Origin of the sequence: Helicobacter pullorum NCTC 12824 (assembly GCF_017979475.1) — a bacterium.
GTDB classification, from domain to species: domain Bacteria; phylum Campylobacterota; class Campylobacteria; order Campylobacterales; family Helicobacteraceae; genus Helicobacter_D; species Helicobacter_D pullorum.
The window spans coordinates 259,405-282,205 of sequence record NZ_JAERIT010000001.1 but is presented as its reverse complement, the minus strand read 5'-3'; the positions used below and the strand labels follow the sequence as shown (position 1 = coordinate 282,205).

The window sequence follows — 22,801 nt, the reverse complement described above, 5'->3', positions numbered from 1 at the left end:
GGGGGGGGGGCATAATGCGTTTATATGGGTTATTGGCAATCATTGCAAATTAATTATTAGGGGGTGTTTATTTATTTTTGAAAGTGAAAAAATACAAAAGTAAAAATGAATTTTGAGATAAAAATAGCTAAAATCTCAAATCTTTGGAAAAATCCAAAGATTTGTTATGCAAGAGTTAGTTTAATAATGAATCCAAACGGCTTTGTAGATATTGATTGTTGAAACTTGCTGCATAAAGTGCCGCATTGGCTTTTAGCTTGGCTGTATTTAGCTCATTGTAATTTTCTGCTAAATCATCATCTAGCAAATTCCCCTCTGCTGCTTTTAGATTTACCACTGTGTTCATACTTGAATTAATACCGGATTGAATCCCATTCATCGCAGCTCCGATGTCTGCACGACTCATACCCACTTGCTCGATAAAATCCAAAATGCTTTGTTGGTTATTGACGCTCAAATTTGCGGTATTTGGTGCTTGTAGATTGATACTTTCTGTGCCATTACCGGTTACAAAACTCATCTGCCCACTAAAAACATTTTTGCCATTAAAGGTTGCTTGACTAACTGCATCATTCATAGATTGCGTTAATGCTGTCGCTTCATTTTGAATCATTGCTCTTTGGGAGCTATTCAAAGCCGGATTCCCCAATGCCACAGAAAGTTCATTGATTTGGATTGCAGAATCGGTCAAAGTCGAGAGTGTGCCATCTGCAATTTGCAATACACCTAGTGCATCATTAGCATTGCGAATCCCTTGAGACATTGAATTAGCCTGTGCCAAAAGTGCATTAGCAATAGCTAAACTCGCTCCATCAGTAGATTCTATGGGGCGTGGAGAAGAGATTTTTTGAAGTGCTTTTTCTTCTTCTTCCTTTGCTTTATTGAGGTTAATCAAGCTTTCATTTGTGTTTTGTGTGTTGCCAATTTTCATTCTTTAACTCCTTGCTTAAAATTTGCTTCCTTGCTTTGTAGAAAGTTAAGCATTTTTCATTCCACTTTCTATTTTTTGCTCTAAATATTTGGTGTGGATAACTCCTCTTTTAAAATCGTCATTTTTCATCATTTCTTTATGGAAATCAATCGTCGTTTTAATACCCTCGATACAAAACTCATCTAAAGCCCTTTGCATTCTTGCTATGGCTTCATCGCGAGTTTTGCCCCATACGATAAGTTTGCCAATCATCGAATCATAAAACATCGGCACTACATATCCGGCATAAGCGTGGCTATCAATCCGCACATTATTTCCTCCCGGTGCAATCCATTTGGTAATCTTACCTGCTGATGGATAAAACTTCACTGGATCTTCTGCGGTGATTCTGCACTCTATGGCACAGCCATCAAAGCTTACAGAATCTTGCTTTGGCAATTCTTTGCCCTCTGCAATTTCAATCATTAGCTTAATAATATCAAGTCCGCTTACAAGCTCGCTTACAGGGTGTTCTACTTGCAATCTTGTATTCATTTCCATAAAATAGAAATTTTGCTCATTGTCTAATAAAAATTCATAAGTCCCTGCACCCACATATTTAATCGCTTTTGTCGCTTGAATGGCGGTTTCTAAAAGCTTTTTTCTTGTATGTGGCTCTAAAGTTGGCGCTGGGGATTCTTCAATTAACTTTTGGTGTCTTCTTTGGAGTGAGCAATCTCTCTCTCCAATATGCAAAACATTTCCATGTTTATCAGCAAGAATCTGCACTTCAATATGTTTTGGTTTGTCAATAAACTTCTCCATATAAATCGTGCCATCACCAAATGCACTGATTGCTTCGCTTTCTGCTGCTAAATAGGCATTAAACATATTTTCTTCACTTTGGACAATACGCATTCCCCTACCGCCTCCACCTGCTGCGGCTTTCAAAATCACTGGATAACCGATTTCTTTTGCAAGTTTGAGGGCTTCTTCTTTGGATTTTATCGCACCATCGCTACCTGGAATCACAGGCACACCGGCATTTTTCATCACTTCTTTGGCTTTGCTTTTATCACTCATTAATGCCATTACTTCGGAATTAGGACCTATAAACTCGATATTGTGATATTTGCAAATTTCAACAAAGTTTTGATTTTCACTCAAAAAACCATATCCCGGGAAAATCGCATCTGCACTAAAAAGCTCCGCTGCTGAAATAATCGCTGGGATATTCAAATAACTCTCACTTGATTTATCCCCACCTATACAAACTTTTGCATCTGCTAAATCCAAATAATGTGCATCTTTATCTGCTGTGGAATACACTGCAATTGCCTTTTTGCCCATTTCTTTGATTGTGCGGATAGCCCTAAGTGCGATTTCTCCACGATTAGCAATCAAAATTGTATTGATTTGTTTATTTGACATTAGATTTTCTCCACCACAAATAGAGGCGAATTGTATTCCACAGGCTGTGCGTCAGTTGGGATAATTTCTTTTATCACACAATCAAACTCCGCTTCAATCTCATTCATAATTTTCATCGCCTCAATAATTGCTAGAGTTTGCCCCTTTTTGACTTTATCCCCTACATTTACATACGCTGGTGCATCTGGGGAGGGGCAACGATAAAAAGTCCCAACCATCGGAGAATTAATCGTTTCTCCTCTTGTTGTAGGACTTTGGATAGGTGCTTGAGGTGCAACTTCTATTTGAGAGGGAGATTGAGGGGTTTGCGTCGTAATGGGAGATAAAATTTGTGTATTTTGGGATTCTACAATTTGAGGGGTTTTTATGCCCTTTTCTAATTTGATTTTAGAATTTTCTTGTGTGATACTAAGCGCATTAAGAGAGCTTGCATCAAAAATCTTGATGAGTTCTTTTATTTCTTTAAAATCCATATTTCAAGCCTTTATTGAATTTAATTTGTTATAATAGCACATTTCTTATACAAAAAAGTTAAAAGGAATTATAAATGGGATTAAAAGAAGATTCTTGGATAAGAAAAATGGCATTAGAACACAAAATGATTGAGCCTTTTTGTGAAAATCAAATAGGCAAAGGTGTCGTAAGCTATGGATTATCTAGCTATGGGTATGATATAAGAGTAAGCAATGAATTCAAAATTTTTACCAACATTAATGCAATGGTAGTGGATCCAAAAAACTTTGATTCTGCTAATGTCGTGGATTTTGTCGGTGATGTGTGTATCGTCCCGCCTAACTCCTTTGCACTAGCAAGAACAATAGAATATTTTAAGATTCCACGCAATACTTTAGCAATCTGCCTTGGCAAAAGCACTTATGCACGATGTGGAATCATCGTCAATGTTACGCCATTTGAACCAGAATTTGAAGGGCATATCACAATTGAAATTAGCAATACTACACCGCTCCCAGCAAAAATCTATGCTAATGAAGGAATCGCACAAGTATTGTTTTTGGAAGGTGATGCACCTTGTGAAGTGAGCTACAAAGACAAAAAAGGCAAATATCAATCCCAAGAAGGAATCACGCTTCCTAAGATTCTCAAATAACTTTTGCCCTATTCTTCTTAGGGCTTAGATTCTTGCAAACAAACGCCTTTGGCGTATTGCTTTGTTTTGATTAATTTTCCGCTTTTATCATATTCTTTTGCTATGCCCTCTTCTTTTCCATCTTGCACAGGTGTAACACACCAAATCTGCCCATTTTCATAATACACTTTCTCTTCCCCATACATTACCCCATTTTCAAAATACGCTTCATACTTTAGCTGTCCATTAGGATAGTATTCTCTTACTTCACCACATTCTTCATCTTCTTTGTAAGAAGTTTCAGCTTTTAGTATTCCACTTTCATAAAACCACTTATCCACGCCCTGCTTTTTATCCTCTACATAAGGGGTTTGGGATTCAAGATTGCCATTTTCATAAAACCACTTTACAATTCCACACTTTTTGCCTTCTTTGTATGGAATCTCTGCTTTAATCGCTCCGCTTGGATAATACCACTTCTCTACTCCATATTTGCTATTGTCCAAATAAACACTTTCTAACTCTAAATTCCCTTGTGTATCATACTGCCTCATTACGCCACTTACTTTATCTTCAATGAAACTCATTTCTAGCATTAATTTGCCATCTTCATAATATTGCTTTGTAATACCATTTCTTTTTCCATTTTTGTAAGGGACTTCTGCTTTTAGCACACCATTTGGATAGTAAGTTTTTTCTATTTCCTCACTCATTGCCTACCCATTTATAGATAATTTTGTGTGTAATTTTCTCTAAGATATTTCGCAAAAATTTCCAGTGCATTACCGCCCCACCAAGCAATCCAATCACACTTCCAATAGCAATATCCAAAACCCTTGCTTGAATAAGTATATCTGGATTGTAATTCATAAAACTTCCCACCTCTGCCAAATAAGTCGTATAGGGCGTTACAAATATCATTGCCAAAGCATAATTTCGCACAACAACCAATTCGGCAAAAAACATCAAAATCATCATCAAAATTGCAAACTCAATAGGGCTAAAATGAAAGTGCAAAAGAAAATAAGCAAAGCTAACTCCAACAATTGTGCCAAGAATCCTTTGTGTTTGTTTAATCCAAATTTGCTTAAAAGTAATTGCTGTTAGGACAGCTGCACAACTCACCCCAACCCAATATCCCCTCTCTAACTCCAAAAATCCTTGCAAATAGGTAGCAAAAGCAACAAAACTCGCAATAATAATAGGATCAATCACAATCACTCCAAAACCAAACTCACCAGCCTTTGGAATCGGCTTTGGGGTATGCTTAAAAATATAAATCACACTCAAAGAATAAAGAAGCACCATTGCATTTGCGACAATTGTCCCAACTGCTACAAGCCCTATTACCATAAAATAATCTTCGATTTTAAAGGGTATATAAGTCCCAATAAGTGCTGCAAAAGTAAAAAAGAAAAATCCCGGAGCACCTATATTAAAATACCTTACAACTTGTGCGCTTACCATTGTTACAATAAACGCAATCAAAGGAATGAGGCTTGGAAAAAGCTGCCCTACTAAGCCCAAACTAAACGCAAGTATCATCCCAAAAGTACAAGACATACTTAAAACCATTTTGTGATAAATCGGCGTATCTGGCACATACAAAAAGATATTTGCCCCAATAATCGCCACAAGCCCTAAATCAGGACGCTTAAAATAAGCCGCAACAAACAAAATAATTGCGACCCCAACCCCTGCAAAAAATGGCATTTGCCACAATCTATCGCTTTTGTTCCAAGTAAAAATTAATCCTATTTCACCTTTGAGCCTTTCAAGATTCATCTACAATCCTCATTGATACCATTAGTTTTAAAGTTTAAAATGAGGGCATTTTACCACATACTAGTTAAATTTGCTATAATCACAAAAATATTCAATACCAAAGGAATTTTAGCAAATGAAAATCATTGCAAGCAACTTCAAAACCAACCATACAAGAAAATCCACCAAAGAATTTTGCAGAACTTTGCAAGACTTCTTAATGCACCAAAAAATCCCTCATAAAATTACAATTTTCCCTCCTGCAACTGCACTTTTGGATAATGATTTTAACGACTTTAAAATCGGCTCTCAAAATGCTTATCCTGCTGATAATGGCTCTTTTACCGGAGAAATTGGACTAGACCAACTCCGAGAATTTGCAATTAATTCACTCATTATTGGGCATAGTGAGAGGAGAGAGATTTTAGGGGAATCCCAAAAAATGTGTGCCAAAAAATTTGATTTTTTTAAGGCACAAAACTTTGAAATTTTTTATTGCATTGGTGAATCTTTGGAAATCAAAAACAAAGGTTTGCAAGCCACTTTGGATTTTTTGGATTCTCAACTTGATGGTATTGATTTAAACTACCCAAAACTTATTATTGCTTATGAGCCTATTTGGGCAATTGGAACCGGGGTAAGTGCAAGTTTGCAAGAAATTGAGACAATCCACACGCATTTAAAGCAAAAATTGGGTAAAATTCCGCTTTTGTATGGTGGCAGTGTCAAAGCAAATAACACCAAAGATATTTTAAATATTCAAGGGGTTGATGGCGTGCTTATAGGCAGTGCGAGCTGGGAAATTTCTAGCTTTTTAGAAATTTTAAAAAATTCACTTTAGGAGTAAAATTATGATTATGCAAGGCAAAAAAGGATTAATTGTCGGGGTAGCAAATAATAAATCTATCGCTTATGGAATCACAAAAGCTTGTAAAGAGCAAGGTGCAACTATCGCCCTTACTTATATGAATGAATCTATCCAAAAACGCGTTTTACCTATCGCACAAGAAATACAAAGCCCTTATGTTTATGAACTTGATGTCAGCAAAAAAGAGCATTTTGCGGCTTTAAGAGAGCAAATCAAAAAAGATTTTGGAACACTTGATTTTTTGGTGCATAGTGTCGCTTTTGCACCCAAAGAAGCATTAGATGGCAGTTTTTTGGAAACTAGCAAAGAAGCTTTTAATATTGCTATGGAAATCTCTGTGTATTCACTCATTGAACTATGCCGAGAACTAGAGCCTATTTTAGCACCTAATGCTTCAATCCTCACACTTAGTTATCTAGGCAGTGTAAAGCATGTCGCACATTATAATGTTATGGGAGTGGCAAAAGCAGCCTTAGAATCAAGTGTCCGCTATCTTGCCCACGATTTGGGAGTAAAAGGGATTAGGGTTAATGCTATCTCTGCTGGACCTATAAGAACACTTGCAGCAAGCGGAATTGGGGATTTCAAATTTATTCTTAATTGGAATGAAGCAAACTCTCCATTACGCAAAAATGTAAGTATTGAAGAAGTAGGAAATTCTGCTATGTATTTGCTCTCACCTCTTGGGAGTGCCGTTACAGGAGAGATTCACTATGTAGATTGTGGATATAATATTATGGGAATGGCAGCTGTTGAAGAAATAGATGGCAAAGCGTCACTTGTATGGGATAGAGTGAAGTAGAACTAAACTTTTGGTTTAAGGAAAATTATGGAAGCACAATTAATGAATCTAGCAATTGAAACCTACAAAATCACGCTGGTTTTGTCGCTTCCTATGCTTCTTGTTGGGCTAGTAATAGGATTGCTCATCAGCATTTTTCAAGCCACTACACAAATCAATGAAATGACTTTGACTTTCGTCCCAAAGATTCTTGCTGTGATTGTTGTGATTATTTTTACTATGCCATGGATGTTAAATATGCTCATCGACTTTACTGCGCGTATTTTTAATATGATGCCTACTTTTATTTTTTGATGATTCAAAAAGTTATTGATTTTGCAGTTTATAGCAGTATCAAAATTGGTGCTGCACTTCAAGTTTCAATCATACAAACTCCACAAGACTATTATGAAGCCCTGCAATACACAATATCTCCAAACATTGTTGGTGCGGCAAATAATCTATTAGTATCGCCTAATGCAAAAAATCTTATTATGCTTGATAAAAAGTTTTCTTATATCAAAGATTGTGGAGATTACCTAGAAGTGGGGGCTTTAACACCTAGTGGCAAACTTTTTTCTTATGCCAAAAAACATAATTTAGCAGGTTTTGAGATTCTAAGTGGATTGCCCGGCAGTATTGGCGGTATTATCAAAATGAATGCTGGATTAAAAGAATACGAAATCAAATCCACACTCTTAGGCATTTTAAGTGTCCAAAAATCGCCAACTTTAGATTTCATCAAAGCAGATTCTTTGCAATTATCTTATCGTTCAAGTGCTATCAATCAACTTATCTTTGCAGGTATTTTTAAAAAAGAGCAAGGTTTTAATCCAAATCTTGTAAAACTTTTTAAAGAAATGCGAGAAAATCAGCCCAAAGATCCGAGTTTTGGAAGCTGTTTCAAAAATCCTCCCAATGATTTTGCTGGGAGACTCATTGAATCTGTTGGATTAAAAGGTGTTCCTTTTGGTGCCAACAAAACGCTAATGTTTAGCCCAAAACATGCAAATTTTCTAATCAATTTAGGCAAAAGTTCTTTTGATGAGGCATTAGAATTGATACTTCTTGCAAAAGATTATGTTTCCAAAAAACATAATATTACCTTACAAAATGAGGTGCAAATTTTGCAATAAAATCAATTCGCCAAGAAAGTAAAACTTAAAGTTTTAAAAAATCTAAGAATAAATATATTTTTGAGAGTGTTATAGTGGCTCCGGATGTAGGATTCGAACCTACGACCAAGCGGTTAACAGCCGCCTACTCTACCGCTGAGCTAATCCGGAATATAAAAAAGAATTGAAATTATATAAAAAATGCTTTTTTGTGTCAATAGATTTTAGGAATTTTCAATAAAATTTTCTTAGAATTTTGATTTTAGCTCCAAAAAATATTACAATTAGCACTTTGATTTTATATCCTAAAAAGAGGTTTATATGGGACGAGCATTTGAATACCGCAGAGCAAGCAAAGAAAAGCGTTGGGATAAAATGTCCAAACTTTTTCCAAAACTAGGAAAGGCAATTAGTATCGCCGTCAAAGAGGGTGGAAGCGGAGATCCTGATATGAATTCCAAACTCCGCACTGCTATTATGGCAGCAAAAGCACAAAATATGCCAAAAGACAATATCGAAGCAGCAATCAAAAGGGCTTTGGGCAAAGATGGAATCCAAATCACAGAAGTTAATTATGAGATAAAAGCACCTCATGGGGCATTATTTTTTGTCGAATGTGCAACAGATAATACAACTCGCACGGTAGCAAATCTCAAAAGTTATGTCAATAAATTTGGCGGGCAAATGCTCACTAATAATTCTTTAGAATTTATGTTTTCTCGCAAAGCACATTTTGAAGTAGCAAAAGAGGGTTTGGGGAATTTAGAAGAGCTTGAGCTTGAACTCATCGACTATGGTTTAGAATCAATGGAAATAGAAGATGAAATTGTGCATATTTATGGAGATTATACAAGCTTTGGAAGTCTTGCAAATGCACTAGAAAAAATGAATGCCGATGTCAAAAAAGCCGCTTTAGAAAGAATTGCAAATAATCCTGTCGAATTTAGCGAAGAACAACTTGTAGATATCGAAAAATTATTAGATAGGATTGAAGATGATGATGATGTCCAAGCAGTTTTTACCAATATCGCTTAAAGGCAAAAGTGATAAAATCACGATAAAAATCACACTTTCTAGGCTTTTAAGTAAAATTATTTCAAAATGCTTGATGTAAATTTAATTTTAAGGATTGCAAAATGATGAATCAATTAACCAAAGATAATTTTCACAATGAAACCAAAGAAGGTGTTTGCCTTGTAGCAGTGGGTGCGCCTTGGTGTCCTGATTGCAAAAAGATTGAACCTATTATGGGAATGCTTATGCAAGAATATGCACAAAAGGTGAAATTTGGTATCGTTATGGCAGATGAACAAGAAGAACTCAAAGAGCAACTCAATGTCCGCAGAATCCCTACTTTGATTTTTTACAAAAATGGCACAGAAGTTGGGGAAAGACTTGTAGAGCCAAACTCTAAAGCCATGATTGAAGATGCTATCAAAAAAGCTATTGAAGCTTAATCTACTCTTTCAAATTAGGTATTATGCCAAATGACATAATGCCTAATCCCCATTTTACCCTCTTACATAATCTTAACATAAGCACTTTTTGGCTAAAATAAATCTAAAAGCCATATATTAAGGAAACCTATGCAAAATCAACACAAAAGAGATGGATTTGTCAAAATTCTAGGGTTAGTTATACTGATTATTTTTATAGGTGGCGGGATATTTATGCTATCTTCTGATAAATTTGAAAAAGAATCTCCAAAAATTAGCATAAAAGATGAAGCAGTTTGGAATCTCAAAGATTATTTCCCCATACAAATTACAGATAATTCTGGGATTTATAACTACACAATTAGCTTATTGCTCAATCAAGAAAAAATCCCCCTCCAAACTCAAATTTTATCTTCCAAAGATTCACAATGCCTAAATGATGGTGTAGAATTGACCCCATCTCAAGAAATCCAAGAATCCCCAAAAAGCTTATGTATAGGAATCCAAAAGCCCAAAAATATCAAAAATTCTACAAAAGAAATTACACTAGAGATTCAAGCAACAGATACAAGCAAATGGAATTTCTTTGCAGGAAATACAACCACTCAAACTATTCGCATTCCCATTGATACCAAAAAACCTCAACTCGCCATTCTTTCACATTCTTATAAAATCACACAAGGCGGGAGCGCTCTTGTAATTTTTCGTGCAATCGATGACAATCTCAAACAAATTAGAATCTCTAATGGAAAATCCGACTTTTTCCCTCAACCTTTTTACAAAGAAGGCTTTTATATTTCCCTCATTGCATGGGATAAAAACAATTCCGATTTTAATGCAAAAATCTATGTAAGCGACAAAGCAGGCAATGTTAGCATTACGCCTATCAACTTCTATCTCCAAAAAAAGCAATATCGTAGCTCTACTATACCGCTTACAGATTCTTTTATTGATGGCAAAATTTCTACCCTTGTCCAAGAAATCGGCGAAAAAGATTTAGAAGATTTCCCTGATAAACTTTCGATTTTTAAATACATTAATGAAGATGTGCGAAAAAGCAATGCCGCTAAAGTCTATGAAACCGCCTCTAATTATGATAGGGAAACTTTGGTAGAAAATTTTTCTATCCAACCTTTCTCGCCTCTCAAAAATGGTGCTGTTATGGCAAGCTTTGGGGACCATAGGACTTTTAACTATCAAGGGCAAAATGTGAGTGAATCTAATCATATGGGACTTGATCTAGCAAGCACCAAACAAGCACCCATTCTCTTAAGCAACCCCGGAGTAGTTACACTTAGTGAATTTGTAGGCATTAATGGAAACACTCTAATTATTTATCATGGACTTGGATTATCTACACTCTATGCACATTTAACAAGCCAAAATGTCAATGTTGGAGATACTCTAAATGCAGGGGAAGTGATTGCCAAAACAGGAAATACAGGATTAGCTCTAGGCGACCATTTGCATTTTAGTGTGTTAGTGCAAGGACACGAAGTTTGGACAGCAGAATGGCTTGATTCTCACTGGATAAAAGCCAACATAACAGATATTATCAACGAAGCAAAACTAATCATCAATCAATTATAAGGGGCATTATGGTTCAAGCACGACAAAGGAATGTTAGAGCATTTATCTTTATGCAAGGGGAAGAAGAAGAAACCATTGCCTATATTCAAAAAAATTTTATTTTGCTCAAAGATTTTTTATTGATTTTTACTTATCCACTCAATGACAATCTCCTAAAATTTCTACAAACACAAAACCTCAATTTTGTAGAATACAAAAATACCTCCAAACTCGCCCAACAAGAATCCTCCCAAACACAACCTATTCAAAATACACAAGAATCCGCACAAGAAAAAACACCAGAAACAAAAACTCTAACCCTCCACAAAACAATTCGCAGCGGTGAAGAAATCATAACAAAAGGCGATATTACAATTTTTGGTCGTGTCAATAGCGGAGCGAGCATTCAAGCTCAAGGCAATGTTCAGATTTTTGGCGAAATTAATGGAAATGTTTTTTGCAATGGTTCTTATATGATACTTGGTCCTACAAAAGAGGGCAATATACTTTTTGATGGTGAAATTATTGACAAAGAAAAACTCTCTTCTCAAGGTTATAAAAAAATTTACAAAAAAAATGATACAATTGTAGTAGAGGAATTACTATGAATGAACAAACACTTTCCAAACCCATTGAGCTAGTAGGTATTGGCTTACACAAAGGTGTGCCTGTAAAAATGCGTTTAGAACCATTAGAAGAAGGGAGTGGGATTCATTTTTATCGGAGTGATGTGGGAGTAAATATTCCTTTGAAACCAGAAAATGTTGTGGATACAACAATGGCAACCGTCATTGCAAAAGATGGTTTTAAAGTTTCTACAATCGAACATTTACTCTCTGCAATCCATGCTTATGGGATTGATAATCTAAGAATCGTTTTAGACAATGAGGAAGTCCCTATTATGGATGGAAGTAGCATAGGATATTGTATGCTCATAGAAGAAGCCGGCATCCAACAACAACAAGCCCCCAAAAAAGTGCTTAAAATCAAATCCCCCATTGAAATAAAAGAAGGGGATAAATTTGTGCGTTTAGAGCCGAGTGAGCAATGTATTTTTGACTTTTCTATTCATTTTCCTCACCCAGCTATTGGGACACAAAAATACAAATTCACTTTTTCTACTCGCAACTATAAAGAAGAAATTGCAAGAGCAAGGACTTTTGGCTTTTTAAGCGAAGTGCAATATCTACGCTCACAAGGACTTGCATTGGGGGGTTCTTTGGATAATGCGATTGTTTTAGATGATACAACTATTCTCAATAAAGAAGGATTGCGTTACAAAGAAGAATTTGTCCGCCATAAAATTTTAGATGCAATTGGGGATATGTCCTTACTTGGTATTCCTTTGCTTGGAGCGTATGTTTCTTATGCAGGAAGCCATAAACTCAATCATCTTTTAACCAAAAAGATTTTTGAAGAGAGTCAAGCTTATGAGATTGTTCAATCTAGTCAGCCACAAAAAATCTATGACTACTCATTGGTTTATCAAAATATCTAAGATTTCAAATGTTGCAAATCTTTGTTATCCCAACAAGTCAGCCTATTCTTATTGGTTTGTATAAGGATTATCATTTGCTAGAAGAATATACCCTTCAAGCACAACTCTCCGAATCTCTCATTCCCTTTTTTTCTAAGCTCAAACAGCAAAAAAAAGATTTTGAAAGCCTTTATTTCGTGCGTGGTCCGGGTAGTTTTATGGCACTCAAACTCATTTATCTATTTGCAAAAACAATGCAAATTACACAAAATATCAATCTCTTTGGGGCTATTGGATTTCACTTCAATGAAAATTCCCCTATCAAAGCTTATGGGAATTGCTATTTCATCAAAGAAGAAAACCAAGTTATCTTAAAAAACTTTTCCACTCCCCCAAAAACAAAACCCTATGCTCTCCCCAAACAACTCAATCCAAACTTTTTTTCACAAGAGATAGAGCCTCTTTATCTCCTGCCCCCTGTGTAAAATGACGATTCAAAAAAAAGCCACTATCATCTCAAGCCTTGTCGCTTCTGTCTTGATTTGTGTAAAATTTATCGTTGGAATCTTGAGCGGTTCTATTGCAGTCCTTGCTTCTGCTATTGATTCATTGCTTGATTTATGTGCTTCACTTTTCAATCTTTATGCTATTTCAAAATCTGAAAAACCCGCCGATTTGCATTTTAATTATGGTAGAGGAAAAATCGAATCTTTAGCAGCTGTAATTGAAGGGAGCGTTATTTGCATCTCTGGAATCTTCATCTTTTATCAATCCTGCAAAAAGCTCATCTATGGACATCAACTTGAATTGCTCGCATATTCTTTAGGTGTGATGATTTTCTCGACCTTTGTAACCTTTTTTCTCGTCCTTTATTTAAGCTATGTTGCCAAAAAAAGCAATAATCTTGTTATCAAAGCAGATGCCCTGCATTACAAAACGGATATTTTGAGTAATTTAGCGGTTCTTTTTGCATTGATTTTGGTGCATTTCACAGGCATTAGCGAATTTGATGCACTCTTTGGAATAGGGATTGGAATCTATATTGTTTATTCTGCTTTTTTCTTGCTTAAAAGTGGAGTTTTAATCTTGCTTGATGAAGCACTTGATGATGATATTTTGGATTCTATTAAAACCATACTTGATTCAAACAAAGACATTCAAAGTTATCATGATTTGAAAACAAGACAAAGTGGAGAGACTTATTTTGTGGAAGTCCATTTGGTATTTAACCCCGATATTTCTTTGCTTAAAGCACACGATATTGCAGATACTATCGAAAATTCTATTAAAGCTCTTCGGGGCAACTGGATTATTATCACTCACTTAGACCCTCACGATGATGGAGAAAATAATGCAATACCTACTTGATTTTTTACAAACCAATCCGATTAATAAAACCAAAATTTACCCCTTCTTGCGTTGCACAAAAGAAGAAGCATTGATTTTGAGATATTTCTGCCAAGAAATCTTAAAAGGCAATGATGAAATCATTTGCCTTGATATTATTAACTCTCTTTTTGCCCCAAATAATGATGAAGAAATCTTGAAATTCCTTCCTTTGTTTAAAAATTTATTAGATTTAGGTTGGCTGACACAAAATATTTTTCTAAAAAACTTAAGCAATGAAATTCTCTTTTTGGAATTACTCAATTCTGCATTTTCTTTAAGTAGCAGTTTTTTAAAACTCATTCAAGAAGGCGGAATCTATCCAAAACTCCCAAAAATCATTCCCTACTCTGACCATTTGGATTATCTAAAAGACCAATTTTTAGTCATTGACCTCCTCTCAAGCCTCGTCCCTTACAAAAAAGACACTCTCTCTTCACCCCTTTTGGAAAAAGGCAAACAAAAAATAAAATCCCTCCAAGAGCGTATCAAACAAAAGCTTGAACTAACCAAAGATAAACCTGCCCTTGAGATTCTTTTCAAAGAATACAACCTTAATTTACAAGAAAAAATCATCTTTCTAGCATTACTAAAAGAAGAATATTCAGGCAAAGAATCCCAAGCAAGAGAGCTTAATGCCCTTATCAATCTAGTTAGCATGAATGATTATGAAAGAATCAAAAATCGCGCATTGCTTGATGATAGAAGCAAACTCGTGCAAAAAGGCTTAGTTAATTACGATGAGATTCTAGGCAATTTTAGTGGAATCAACCGCACTTTTTTTATTCCCGATGAGATTCTAAAAAAAATCACCCACCCCAACAACGAAGAAAAAAGGCAAAAAATTAGCCTCCAATCCCTCATTGATGAACAAGATATTTTTGAATTTCTTCAACCCAAAATTCCCCTTAGCGAAGTTGTGCTAAATCCAAACACAAGAGAAACTCTAGAGACACTTTTAAAACAAATGGATTCTAAGGTTTTACAAAACCTCAAAAAATGGGGCATAAAAGACAAAAAACGCGGAATTGATGCAAAAATCATTTTTTATGGCACCGCAGGGACAGGAAAAACACTGACTGCTTTAGCACTTGCAAAATCACTCAAAAAAAGCATTTTAAGCTTTGATTGCTCAAAAATCCTCTCAATGTATGTTGGAGAAAGCGAAAAAAATGTGCGAAAAATCTTTGATACTTACAAAGAATTATGCAAAGAAAGCAAAGAAAGTCCCATTTTATTATTAGATGAAGCAGACCAATTTTTAAGTATGCGTAGCACAAGCGCCAGTGGAGCTGATAAAATGCACAACCAAATGCAAAATATTTTCCTAGAACAAATTGAAAAATTTGATGGAATCTTAATTGCCACAACCAACCTATTAGAGACTATCGACACTGCTTTTTCAAGACGCTTTAATTATAAGATTGAATTTAAAAAACCAAACTTAGAAGAGAGGCTTTTATTGTGGGAAAAACTCTTGCCCAAAAACGCTCCCTATGAAAAAAATTTCAATCTTAAATCCCTAGCAGATTTTCCATTGACTGGCGGACAAATTTCACTCATCATCAAAAATTCCGCTTTTCTTGTTGCTGCACAAAAATCTCCGCTTTTTACTATTCAAATATTCATTGATGAGATTAAGCGTGAATTAAATTCAAATTTTGATGGACAAAGAGAAATGGGATTTCACATTTAACTTCATAATTTGCAAGTTTTTTGTTAAGATACATTTTAAATTATACACAAGGTAACTACAATGCGTTTTTCAAAAATAGGCTTTATTTTGGCAGCAGCAGGAAGTGCTATCGGACTTGGCGGGATTTGGAAATTCCCCTATATGGTGGGAGAAAGCGGGGGTGGGGCTTTTGTCCTTGTATTTATCATTGCTTTTTTGATATTTGGATTGAGCGTTTTTATTGTAGAAATGATCTTAGGTAGGGCAAGTGAGCGTGATAGCTTTAGCACCTTTTATACCCTTGCTCCCAAAGACAAAAAATATCTCCAATATGGTGGCATAATGGTTTTTTCAGGCATAATGATTTTTTCATTTTATGTAATTGTGCTTGGGTGGCTTACACATTATATGTTTTTAAGTATCACAGGAATGCCAAAAACGCTTGAAGCTACAAAATCTCTATGGGAGCATTTTATAGGGGAACAAATAGGCTATCAATTATTGTGGCATTTTATCATCGTGGCACTTTGTGCTTATGTGCTCAACCAAGGCATCAAAAAAGGGATTGAACGACTTAATCTCATCTTAATGCCCTTGCTTTTGATTATTTTTGTTGGGCTTTTAGTTTATTCTATGTGCCAAGATTCTTTTATGGAATCTTTTAAATTCTTATTTGCACCCGATTTTAGCAAACTCACTCCACAAGTTATTGTTGATGCGATAGGACAGGCTTTCTTTGCACTTTCTTTGGGTGTAGGTGTCATCCTCACTTATGCAAATTCATTGCCCAAAAAGGGCAATTTCATACGCTCTGCCGTGATTGTAGCGTTATTAAATTTCTTCTTTTGCCTTATGGCTGGACTTGTGATTTTTACCTTTATTTTTGGTTATGGTGCAGAGCCAGATAGTGGAACGGGGCTAGTTTTCATCTCTTTGCCTTTGATTTTTGCTAATATGGGCATAAGCGGGCAAATCATTGCTTTTTTATTTTTTGTTGCACTCATTTTTGCAGGAATCACTTCTGCAATTTCTATGCTAGAGCCACTCAATGCTTGGTTGATTGACAAATTTTCTTTTTCACGCACCAAAGCAAACCTTACAAGTATCGGCATCTCTTATGTGCTTGGTATTTTATTGCTTTTAAGTAATAGTGTATTGTTTGGAGAACATTTAAGCCTTTTGGGTAAAAATCTCTTTGGCTGGTTTGACTATATTAGTGCATCTTATATGCTTCCTTTAGCAGGTGTTTTTATGTGTTTGTTTGTAGGTTGGATACTCCCAAAAAGCAAAGTCTATGCAATGTGTGAAGGACATCTAACAGGCAAAATCTTTCATCTTTGGTATTTTATCATTAAGTATATCGCTCCACTAGGGATTTTAGCAGCAATGATTACACTTGCCATAGGGGGATTCTAAACCCAAACTATTCCCCCTCAAAGATTCCATTTTGAATACTTCGCTGTAATTCTTGTGCTTTTTTTAACAATTCTCTTTGATCCTCACTAGCTTCTTTGGTATTTTTATCTTGAATAGATTCTGCACTCAAAGAAGCTTTGGAGGAATTATTTTGAGGATTATCTATTACCCCCATTTTCACAAAAGTATCTTCATAATTCTTGCCACCTTTTTTAACTCTTATATAAACTTGCCCGCTTGCTTGATCATACAAATAAGTATCATCCATATCATTAAACATTACCCAAGGTTGTGCATATAAACTACCAGCCATTAAAAGAATGCAAAATATCCTCATTACTTACCTCTTTTGATAATTTTGCAATATTTTAACACAAATAGATTGGATTGATTCTATAAAATCTTCATTTCAAATTCTATATTTGCTTCTTGCAAGGCTTCTTGAAGTATTTGTAAATTCTGCACTTCAAAATATATCGCAATCCCACAATCACTTGAAAACTCTCTAGGTGTAGGAGTAAGCTTGAAAGTAAGATTGAGATTTTTGCAAACTATTTCTGCTTCAAATGCGCTTGCAGTAGTAAAAAACAAAAGATAGCCCTTTTGCATTAAATCCCCTTTTTTGCTTAATTTCTTGCAATTGTTGCTAGAGCGGCAATACAAGATTCTATCTCTTCTTGTGTGGTAAATATCCCCGCACTCAAGCGTATGCTCCCTCCACTCTCAAAACTTCCTAAAATCTTATGTGTCGCAGGATTGCAATGCAACCCTACACGCGCACAGATTCCAAACTCCCTATCAAGCCTAAGTCCCACTTCAGACACACTTTTGCCCTCTATTGCAAGCGAAAGTGTAGCATTAGCAGGATTTTTAACCTCATAGATTCTTAGATTTTTTATCTTTTGTAATCCTTGTGTGAGTTGCTCCCTTAATTGCATCTCATAGCAGTGAATCTCCCCTATGCCTTTAGATTCTATCCACTTTAGCCCTGCACACAGCCCAGCAATTCCATGCATATTTGGTGTGCCACTTTCAAATCTATCGGGCAAAAACATTGGCTGAATCTCTTCCTCGCTCAAACTCCCTGTTCCACCAAATATAAGCGGCGAAAGGCTTTTTGTATCAACCCTATCACTCATCACCAATGCCCCCACACCCATAGGGGAAAGTAGCCCTTTATGCGCACTTAATGCCAAAAAATCCACCTGTTCCATCACATTGTGCATTTCTACACAACCCACACTTTGTGCAGCATCAAGCAAAAATGCTACCCCTTCTTGTTTTGCCAATACACTGAGCTCATCAAGTGGTATCATTGCTCCACTAACATTATTAATATGCGCACAAGCAAGAAGTTTTGCCCCCTTTAGAATCTCTCTAGTAGATTCTAAATCTAGCTCACAAAACTGCGTGCAAGGAATCTCCCTAATTTCTATATTTAGTCGCTCACACAATACATTAAGGGGACGCTTCAAAGCATTATGTTCCATTGATGTCGTTACCACCACATCATTTTTTTGCAAAAACCCAAACAAAAGCGTGTTGATTGCCATTGTGGCATTAAGTGTGAAAAGCACTCTTTTGCAATCTTTTAAGCCCAATAAATCTGCCAAAAGTCGGCGTGTATGGTAGAGAATCCGCCCAGATTCGATAGAAAGCGTATGTGCGCTCCTCCCCGGGCTTGACCCAATACCCTCCATAAACTCACACACCGCTTCTTTCACACCCGGAGCTTTAGGGAAACTTGTAGCAGCATTATCCAAATAAATAAATTTTGGGAGTTCCACACTCTACCTTTACTATCACTGCTTTTGTAAATGATAAGTTATCTCGCCTTGCTCCTCTTTGAGAACCTCTACTGCATAGCCATAATGACTTGCCATACGCTTAATATTATCACTTGAAGCCCCACAGCTACATAATACTTCTATTGTATCTTCACCTTCTTCAAGTAGTGGCTTGAGATTTAGCACCGGTTCTGGGCAAGAAAGCCCTCTAACATCAAGTTGTTTCATACTATCTCCTTTCTCTTGCAAACAATGCTACAAGCAAACAAAACACTATGCCCACAAACACTGCAATCGGTGCATTTGCTCCAATTCCATTTGCTGAACTTGCAAGGCTAAAATTATGTGCAAATGCCGCACCCATCAGCAAACCAAATACAAACACGCCCGCATCACTATCACCCTCTCCACTTAGCACAAGTTGCCTACCCGGACAACCACCTGCCAAACTAAAAGCAAATCCAGAAAGCAACATACCCAAAAAATTCCAAACCCAATCATTATGAGCTATGGGCTGTCCGCTAAACCCGGGATTGAAAAAACCTAATGCAAGATTTGTGAAAAATGCCGCAACCACAAGAGCTATGACACCTTGCAAAATATGCGTATCTTTGAGCAATATTGTATCACGCACTGCTGCTATCATACAAAAACGACTTTTTTGAAATATCGCACCCAAAAACAAACCAGCAACAAGTGAAATAATAAGTGGTGCGTGTTGTGAACCCGGACCTTTTTCCGAAAATTTCACTGGTGCTGAAGAATCTACAAGCCCCCAAAGCAACAACCCAAAAAGCCCAAGCACAAAAAGCGGGAAAACAAAGCCTACAACTTTGCTAGCAGGGTAAGAACGCCCAAGTGAAAAACCTCGTTTTAAGAAAAATATACCCATAAGGATTCCAGCGACAAGCCCAAAGATTCCAGCTATTGCAGTAAAATCCCCCGCACTAAATCGAAGCCACATTCTCCAAGGACAACCCAAAAACACTAATGCACCAATCATTGCAAAAAATCCAAGCATAAATCGCACCACCGGTGCAGACCCAGCACGAGGGCGAAACTCTCCAAATGCAAAACTCGCTACCAATGCACCAAACACAAGCCCAATAATTTCAGGACGAATATATTGCACGATAGGGGCTTGATGCAAATTTATCCCACCTGCTATATCACGCGTAAAACATGCTGCACACATTCCCATATTGCCCGGATTTCCCAAAGAAACCAAAATAGGCGCTAAAATACCCAATGCTACACCTGCCAAAATAGGCCAAATAGCTAATCGCATAAAAACTCCTAAAAATAATCAATGACAGCTTTAGTAAGAATCTAAGAAGTGCTGTGTGCTTAATCCTTAAGCCAAACAAAATAAAATCGTAATGCAAAATGCCTTAAAAAGGTATAAAATACAACCAATGAAGAATTTAAAAAAGTATTAATGAAGTAAAAATAAAACTTTAAGCTAAGCAAAAAGCTTAGCCATTTCTTTTTTCCATAATTTCTTTAGAAATATTGCTTGGCACTTCACCATAATGGTCAAATTCCATTGTGTAAGTCCCACGCCCTTGTGTAGCAGAACGCAAATCTGTAGAATAGCCAAACATCTCTGCTAATGGGACAAACGCATTAACAATTTTCAATCCCATTCTATCATCCATTGAATTAATCTGCCCTCTTCTACGATTCAAATCTCCAATTACATCACCCATATATTCTTCAGGGACTTCCACTTCTACTTTCATCATAGGTTCTAGCAATACTGCACCTGCTTTGCGACACGCATCTTTGAAAGCCATAGAACCAGCGATTTTAAATGCCATTTCTGATGAATCCACATCATGGTAACTACCATCATACAATGTTACTTTAAAATCAACTACAGGATACCCAGCTAATACACCATTTTGCATTGCTTCTTGAATCCCTTTATCAACTGCGGGAATATACTCTTTAGGAATTACACCACCTGAGATATTATTCACAAACTCATAACCTTTGCCCGGCTCTTGTGGCTCTAAGCGAATAAAGACATGCCCATATTGCCCTCTACCACCAGATTGTTTAGCGTATTTACACTCTTGCTCTACACTTTGGCGGATAGTTTCACGGAATGCTACTTGTGGTTGTCCCACTTCTGCTTCTACTTTAAACTCTCTTTTTAATCTATCTACAATAATCTCTAAGTGCAATTCACCCATACCAGAAATGATGGTTTGTCCAGATTCTTCATCTGTATGCACCCTAAAGCTTGGATCTTCTTCAGCAAGTTTTGCCAACGCTAAAGCCATTTTTTCTTGATCAGCTTTTGTTTTTGGCTCTACAGCAATAGAAATAACCGGATCTGGGAATTCCATTCTCTCCAAAATCACTGGCTCTTTTTCAGAACAAAGTGTATCTCCTGTCAATGTTTCCTTCAAACCAACAAAAGCACAAATCTCCCCTGCATACACTTCTTTGATATCTTCGCGTTTGTTGGAGTGCATTTTTAGCAATCGCCCTACACGCTCTTTCTTGCCTTTGGTAGAATTAAGCACATAACTTCCAGATTCTAAACTTCCACGATATACACGCACGAAAGTTAATTGCCCTACAAATGGGTCTGTCATAATCTTGAAAGCCAATCCTGCAAATTCTCCATCATCTGTAGATTTTACGCTAATTTCTTTTTCTTCATCTTTTGCATCAACACCACGGATATCAGCCACTTCTGTTGGAGCAGGCAAATAATCAATAACTGCATCTAGTAATGTTTGAACCCCTTTATTTTTAAAGCTAGAACCACAAAGCATAGGGATAATTTCCATTGCCAAACAGCCTTTTTTAATAGCTGCTTTAATTTCCTCTGTGCTTAATTCCTCACCACCAAGGTATTTTTCCATCAAAGCTTCATCTTGTTCTGCAGCAAACTCCACCATTTTTTCACGATATTCATTTGCCTTTTCTACCAAATCTGCAGGAATCTCTTCGATATCATACTTCGCACCCATAGATTCATCATTCCAAACAATCGCTTTCATTTGAATAAGATCCACTACGCCCTTAAAAGTATCTTCTGCTCCAATTGGAATTACAAGCGGAACTGGTCTTGCTTTTAATCGGTTAGCAATTTGAGATTCTACATTATAAAAGTTTGCTCCAATTCTATCCATTTTATTTACAAAAACAATTCGTGGAACACCATATTTATTAGCTTGTCTCCATACAGTTTCACTTTGTGGTTGAACCCCACCAACAGAACAAAATACAGCAACAGCACCATCCAAAACACGCATTGATCTTTCTACTTCGATTGTAAAATCCACGTGTCCGGGAGTATCAATAAGGTTGATTTGATGATCTTTCCAAAAACAAGTTGTCGCAGCAGAAGTAATTGTGATACCTCTTTCTTTTTCTTGTTCCATCCAATCCATCGTTGCAGCACCATCATGCACTTCACCGATTTTATGACTTACACCAGTATAAAACAAGATTCTTTCAGAAGTTGTTGTTTTACCAGCATCAATATGTGCTGCAATACCAATATTTCTAATTCTATTTAATGGGGTTTTTCTAGCCATTTTGTAATCCTTTGAGAATATAATTTTCTAAAGAAATGCAGGAATTTTAGAAGGAAAAAACCTTCTAAAGGAATTACCAACGATAATGTGCAAAAGCTTTATTAGCCTCTGCCATTTTATGCACATCTTCTTTTTTCTTAAAAGCTGCTCCTCTTTCATTTGCAGCATCAATAAGTTCATTTGCCAAACGCTCAATCATTGTTCTTTCATTTCTTTTTCTTGCAGAATCAAGCAACCAACGAATTGACAAAGATTGTTGTCTTGCAGGACGCACTTCTACAGGAACTTGGTATGTAGCCCCACCCACACGACGACTTCTTACTTCTACCAAAGGCTTAACTTTCTCTAATGCTTTTTGGAAAGTTTCAATGCCTTTTTCTTTTGTTTTTTCTTCAATTTTGTCAAATGTTGCATAGATGATTTTCTCTGCTACGCTTTTTTTGCCATCATACATCATTTTATTAATAAACTTTGTTACTACAATGTTATTATAAATTGGATCGCCCAAAACCTCTCTTTGAGGAGCTTTTCTTCTTCTCATT

26 protein-coding genes and 1 tRNA gene are annotated in these 22,801 nt (G+C 36.3%); 14 read left to right on the top strand and 13 right to left on the bottom strand.

Features of this window, described 5'->3' with window-relative positions; all coding sequences use genetic code 11:
• Positions 1–175: 175 nt before the first annotated feature.
• The 3 genes from JJQ98_RS01455 to accB are packed head-to-tail and all read right to left on the bottom strand — an operon-like array spanning position 176 to position 2,814.
• The gene (locus tag JJQ98_RS01455; protein WP_005021303.1) at positions 176–931 is read right to left on the bottom strand and encodes a flagellin; all 756 of its coding nucleotides are present in this window, start codon (positions 929–931) and stop codon (positions 176–178) included.
• Positions 932–976: 45 nt separating this feature from the next.
• Positions 977–2,341 (bottom strand): acetyl-CoA carboxylase biotin carboxylase subunit, encoded by a 1,365-nt coding sequence (locus JJQ98_RS01450; protein WP_005021304.1) that lies wholly within the window; start codon positions 2,339–2,341, stop codon positions 977–979.
• Positions 2,341–2,814, bottom strand: a complete 474-nt coding sequence (gene accB, locus JJQ98_RS01445; protein ID WP_134044101.1) for an acetyl-CoA carboxylase biotin carboxyl carrier protein — start codon at positions 2,812–2,814, stop codon at positions 2,341–2,343. The genes JJQ98_RS01450 and accB overlap by 1 nt, the downstream gene beginning before the upstream one ends.
• A gap of 74 nt (positions 2,815–2,888) precedes the next feature.
• Between accB and dcd the strand changes: the two genes are divergently transcribed.
• Positions 2,889–3,449 (top strand): dCTP deaminase, encoded by a 561-nt coding sequence (gene dcd / locus JJQ98_RS01440; protein ID WP_005021306.1) that lies wholly within the window; start codon positions 2,889–2,891, stop codon positions 3,447–3,449.
• A 17-nt stretch (positions 3,450–3,466) separates the two neighbouring features.
• On the opposite strand, the gene JJQ98_RS01435 is transcribed toward dcd, so the two are convergent.
• Both JJQ98_RS01435 and JJQ98_RS01430 read right to left on the bottom strand, forming a co-directional pair.
• Positions 3,467–4,141, bottom strand: a complete 675-nt coding sequence (locus JJQ98_RS01435) for a toxin-antitoxin system YwqK family antitoxin (RefSeq protein WP_151105259.1) — start codon at positions 4,139–4,141, stop codon at positions 3,467–3,469.
• Complete coding sequence (locus JJQ98_RS01430) at positions 4,134–5,213, bottom strand: FUSC family protein (protein ID WP_151105258.1); 1,080 nt, start codon at positions 5,211–5,213, stop codon at positions 4,134–4,136. Before JJQ98_RS01430 ends, JJQ98_RS01435 begins: the two co-directional genes overlap by 8 nt.
• 115 nt (positions 5,214–5,328) lie before the next feature.
• Between JJQ98_RS01430 and JJQ98_RS01425 the strand changes: the two genes are divergently transcribed.
• From JJQ98_RS01425 to JJQ98_RS01410, 4 genes are read left to right on the top strand one after another with little or no spacing between them, the layout of a single operon-like run.
• The gene (locus tag JJQ98_RS01425; protein ID WP_151105257.1) at positions 5,329–6,033 is read left to right on the top strand and encodes a triose-phosphate isomerase; all 705 of its coding nucleotides are present in this window, start codon (positions 5,329–5,331) and stop codon (positions 6,031–6,033) included.
• 10 nt (positions 6,034–6,043) lie between these two features.
• On the top strand, positions 6,044–6,862 hold the full coding sequence (fabI, locus tag JJQ98_RS01420; RefSeq protein ID WP_005021318.1) for an enoyl-ACP reductase FabI: 819 nt from the start codon (positions 6,044–6,046) through the stop codon (positions 6,860–6,862).
• Between the two features lie 27 nt (positions 6,863–6,889).
• Entirely contained in the window at positions 6,890–7,156 is a 267-nt protein-coding gene (gene fliQ, locus JJQ98_RS01415) for a flagellar biosynthesis protein FliQ (protein WP_005021320.1), read from the top strand.
• Positions 7,156–7,977 (top strand): UDP-N-acetylmuramate dehydrogenase, encoded by an 822-nt coding sequence (locus JJQ98_RS01410; RefSeq protein WP_151105256.1) that lies wholly within the window; start codon positions 7,156–7,158, stop codon positions 7,975–7,977. Before fliQ ends, JJQ98_RS01410 begins: the two co-directional genes overlap by 1 nt.
• Positions 7,978–8,052: 75 nt before the next feature.
• Here JJQ98_RS01410 and JJQ98_RS01405 read toward each other — a convergent pair.
• A tRNA-Asn gene (locus tag JJQ98_RS01405) sits at positions 8,053–8,127 on the bottom strand.
• Between the two features lie 150 nt (positions 8,128–8,277).
• On the opposite strand from JJQ98_RS01405, the gene JJQ98_RS01400 reads away from it, so the two are divergent.
• The 9 genes from JJQ98_RS01400 (at position 8,278) to JJQ98_RS01360 (ending at position 16,915) form a co-directional block, all read left to right on the top strand.
• Positions 8,278–8,991 (top strand): YebC/PmpR family DNA-binding transcriptional regulator, encoded by a 714-nt coding sequence (locus JJQ98_RS01400; RefSeq protein ID WP_054195091.1) that lies wholly within the window; start codon positions 8,278–8,280, stop codon positions 8,989–8,991.
• Positions 8,992–9,092: 101 nt separating this feature from the next.
• The gene (locus JJQ98_RS01395) at positions 9,093–9,413 is read left to right on the top strand and encodes a thioredoxin family protein (RefSeq protein WP_172594062.1); all 321 of its coding nucleotides are present in this window, start codon (positions 9,093–9,095) and stop codon (positions 9,411–9,413) included.
• Positions 9,414–9,542: 129 nt separating this feature from the next.
• Positions 9,543–10,982, top strand: coding sequence for a M23 family metallopeptidase (locus JJQ98_RS01390; RefSeq protein ID WP_170252236.1), 1,440 nt, complete (start codon positions 9,543–9,545; stop codon positions 10,980–10,982).
• 8 nt (positions 10,983–10,990) lie between these two features.
• Entirely contained in the window at positions 10,991–11,569 is a 579-nt protein-coding gene (locus tag JJQ98_RS01385; protein ID WP_054197857.1) for a septum site-determining protein MinC, read from the top strand.
• Positions 11,566–12,459: a UDP-3-O-acyl-N-acetylglucosamine deacetylase gene (gene lpxC, locus JJQ98_RS01380; RefSeq protein WP_005021329.1), complete on the top strand. Its 894-nt coding sequence runs from the start codon at positions 11,566–11,568 to the stop codon at positions 12,457–12,459. Before JJQ98_RS01385 ends, lpxC begins: the two co-directional genes overlap by 4 nt.
• A gap of 8 nt (positions 12,460–12,467) precedes the next feature.
• Positions 12,468–12,923, top strand: coding sequence for a hypothetical protein (locus tag JJQ98_RS01375; protein WP_065829430.1), 456 nt, complete (start codon positions 12,468–12,470; stop codon positions 12,921–12,923).
• A gap of 1 nt (position 12,924) precedes the next feature.
• Positions 12,925–13,806 carry a cation diffusion facilitator family transporter gene (locus JJQ98_RS01370; protein WP_054197859.1) on the top strand — a complete coding sequence of 294 codons (882 nt, stop codon included), beginning with the start codon at positions 12,925–12,927 and terminating at the stop codon, positions 13,804–13,806.
• Positions 13,790–15,520, top strand: a complete 1,731-nt coding sequence (locus JJQ98_RS01365; RefSeq protein WP_054197860.1) for an ATP-binding protein — start codon at positions 13,790–13,792, stop codon at positions 15,518–15,520. Before JJQ98_RS01370 ends, JJQ98_RS01365 begins: the two co-directional genes overlap by 17 nt.
• Positions 15,521–15,580: 60 nt before the next feature.
• Entirely contained in the window at positions 15,581–16,915 is a 1,335-nt protein-coding gene (locus JJQ98_RS01360) for a sodium-dependent transporter (protein ID WP_054197861.1), read from the top strand.
• 7 nt (positions 16,916–16,922) lie between these two features.
• Here the strand turns inward: JJQ98_RS01360 and JJQ98_RS01355 are convergent, their stop codons facing one another.
• The 7 genes from JJQ98_RS01355 to rpsG form a co-directional block, all read right to left on the bottom strand.
• A complete protein-coding gene (locus JJQ98_RS01355; RefSeq protein WP_151105255.1) occupies positions 16,923–17,252 on the bottom strand; it encodes a hypothetical protein in 330 nt (109 codons plus the stop codon).
• A 56-nt stretch (positions 17,253–17,308) separates the two neighbouring features.
• On the bottom strand, positions 17,309–17,524 hold the full coding sequence (locus JJQ98_RS01350; protein ID WP_151105254.1) for a putative Se/S carrier protein: 216 nt from the start codon (positions 17,522–17,524) through the stop codon (positions 17,309–17,311).
• A gap of 17 nt (positions 17,525–17,541) precedes the next feature.
• Positions 17,542–18,702: an aminotransferase class V-fold PLP-dependent enzyme gene (locus JJQ98_RS01345; protein ID WP_151105253.1), complete on the bottom strand. Its 1,161-nt coding sequence runs from the start codon at positions 18,700–18,702 to the stop codon at positions 17,542–17,544.
• Between the two features lie 15 nt (positions 18,703–18,717).
• Complete coding sequence (locus JJQ98_RS01340) at positions 18,718–18,930, bottom strand: sulfurtransferase TusA family protein (protein ID WP_005021345.1); 213 nt, start codon at positions 18,928–18,930, stop codon at positions 18,718–18,720.
• A gap of 1 nt (position 18,931) precedes the next feature.
• Positions 18,932–19,990 carry a YedE family putative selenium transporter gene (gene yedE / locus JJQ98_RS01335; protein WP_065828668.1) on the bottom strand — a complete coding sequence of 353 codons (1,059 nt, stop codon included), beginning with the start codon at positions 19,988–19,990 and terminating at the stop codon, positions 18,932–18,934.
• Between the two features lie 187 nt (positions 19,991–20,177).
• Positions 20,178–22,259: an elongation factor G gene (gene fusA / locus JJQ98_RS01330; RefSeq protein ID WP_005021352.1), complete on the bottom strand. Its 2,082-nt coding sequence runs from the start codon at positions 22,257–22,259 to the stop codon at positions 20,178–20,180.
• Positions 22,260–22,332: 73 nt separating this feature from the next.
• Positions 22,333–22,800, bottom strand: a complete 468-nt coding sequence (gene rpsG / locus JJQ98_RS01325; RefSeq protein WP_005021354.1) for a 30S ribosomal protein S7 — start codon at positions 22,798–22,800, stop codon at positions 22,333–22,335.
• Position 22,801 lies beyond the last annotated feature (1 nt).

Excerpts from the sequence above, each read along its gene's own strand:
- JJQ98_RS01370 (WP_054197859.1), top strand. The coding sequence starts at position 12,925 with ATGACGATTCAAAAAAAAGCCACTATCATCTCAAGCCTTGTCGCTTCT.
- JJQ98_RS01365 (WP_054197860.1), top strand. The coding sequence starts at position 13,790 with ATGCAATACCTACTTGATTTTTTACAAACCAATCCGATTAATAAAACC.
- JJQ98_RS01340 (WP_005021345.1), bottom strand. The coding sequence starts at position 18,930 with ATGAAACAACTTGATGTTAGAGGGCTTTCTTGCCCAGAACCGGTGCTA.
- JJQ98_RS01395 (WP_172594062.1), top strand. The coding sequence starts at position 9,093 with ATGATGAATCAATTAACCAAAGATAATTTTCACAATGAAACCAAAGAA.
- JJQ98_RS01400 (WP_054195091.1), top strand. The coding sequence starts at position 8,278 with ATGGGACGAGCATTTGAATACCGCAGAGCAAGCAAAGAAAAGCGTTGG.
- fabI (WP_005021318.1), top strand. The coding sequence starts at position 6,044 with ATGATTATGCAAGGCAAAAAAGGATTAATTGTCGGGGTAGCAAATAAT.
- rpsG (WP_005021354.1), bottom strand. The coding sequence starts at position 22,800 with ATGAGAAGAAGAAAAGCTCCTCAAAGAGAGGTTTTGGGCGATCCAATT.
- accB (WP_134044101.1), bottom strand. The coding sequence starts at position 2,814 with ATGGATTTTAAAGAAATAAAAGAACTCATCAAGATTTTTGATGCAAGC.
- yedE (WP_065828668.1), bottom strand. The coding sequence starts at position 19,990 with ATGCGATTAGCTATTTGGCCTATTTTGGCAGGTGTAGCATTGGGTATT.
- JJQ98_RS01455 (WP_005021303.1), bottom strand. The coding sequence starts at position 931 with ATGAAAATTGGCAACACACAAAACACAAATGAAAGCTTGATTAACCTC.
- fusA (WP_005021352.1), bottom strand. The coding sequence starts at position 22,259 with ATGGCTAGAAAAACCCCATTAAATAGAATTAGAAATATTGGTATTGCA.
- dcd (WP_005021306.1), top strand. The coding sequence starts at position 2,889 with ATGGGATTAAAAGAAGATTCTTGGATAAGAAAAATGGCATTAGAACAC.
- JJQ98_RS01385 (WP_054197857.1), top strand. The coding sequence starts at position 10,991 with ATGGTTCAAGCACGACAAAGGAATGTTAGAGCATTTATCTTTATGCAA.
- JJQ98_RS01410 (WP_151105256.1), top strand. The coding sequence starts at position 7,156 with ATGATTCAAAAAGTTATTGATTTTGCAGTTTATAGCAGTATCAAAATT.
- JJQ98_RS01375 (WP_065829430.1), top strand. The coding sequence starts at position 12,468 with ATGTTGCAAATCTTTGTTATCCCAACAAGTCAGCCTATTCTTATTGGT.
- lpxC (WP_005021329.1), top strand. The coding sequence starts at position 11,566 with ATGAATGAACAAACACTTTCCAAACCCATTGAGCTAGTAGGTATTGGC.
- JJQ98_RS01450 (WP_005021304.1), bottom strand. The coding sequence starts at position 2,341 with ATGTCAAATAAACAAATCAATACAATTTTGATTGCTAATCGTGGAGAA.
- JJQ98_RS01360 (WP_054197861.1), top strand. The coding sequence starts at position 15,581 with ATGCGTTTTTCAAAAATAGGCTTTATTTTGGCAGCAGCAGGAAGTGCT.
- JJQ98_RS01435 (WP_151105259.1), bottom strand. The coding sequence starts at position 4,141 with ATGAGTGAGGAAATAGAAAAAACTTACTATCCAAATGGTGTGCTAAAA.
- JJQ98_RS01430 (WP_151105258.1), bottom strand. The coding sequence starts at position 5,213 with ATGAATCTTGAAAGGCTCAAAGGTGAAATAGGATTAATTTTTACTTGG.
- fliQ (WP_005021320.1), top strand. The coding sequence starts at position 6,890 with ATGGAAGCACAATTAATGAATCTAGCAATTGAAACCTACAAAATCACG.
- JJQ98_RS01390 (WP_170252236.1), top strand. The coding sequence starts at position 9,543 with ATGCAAAATCAACACAAAAGAGATGGATTTGTCAAAATTCTAGGGTTA.
- JJQ98_RS01355 (WP_151105255.1), bottom strand. The coding sequence starts at position 17,252 with ATGAGGATATTTTGCATTCTTTTAATGGCTGGTAGTTTATATGCACAA.
- JJQ98_RS01425 (WP_151105257.1), top strand. The coding sequence starts at position 5,329 with ATGAAAATCATTGCAAGCAACTTCAAAACCAACCATACAAGAAAATCC.
- JJQ98_RS01350 (WP_151105254.1), bottom strand. The coding sequence starts at position 17,524 with ATGCAAAAGGGCTATCTTTTGTTTTTTACTACTGCAAGCGCATTTGAA.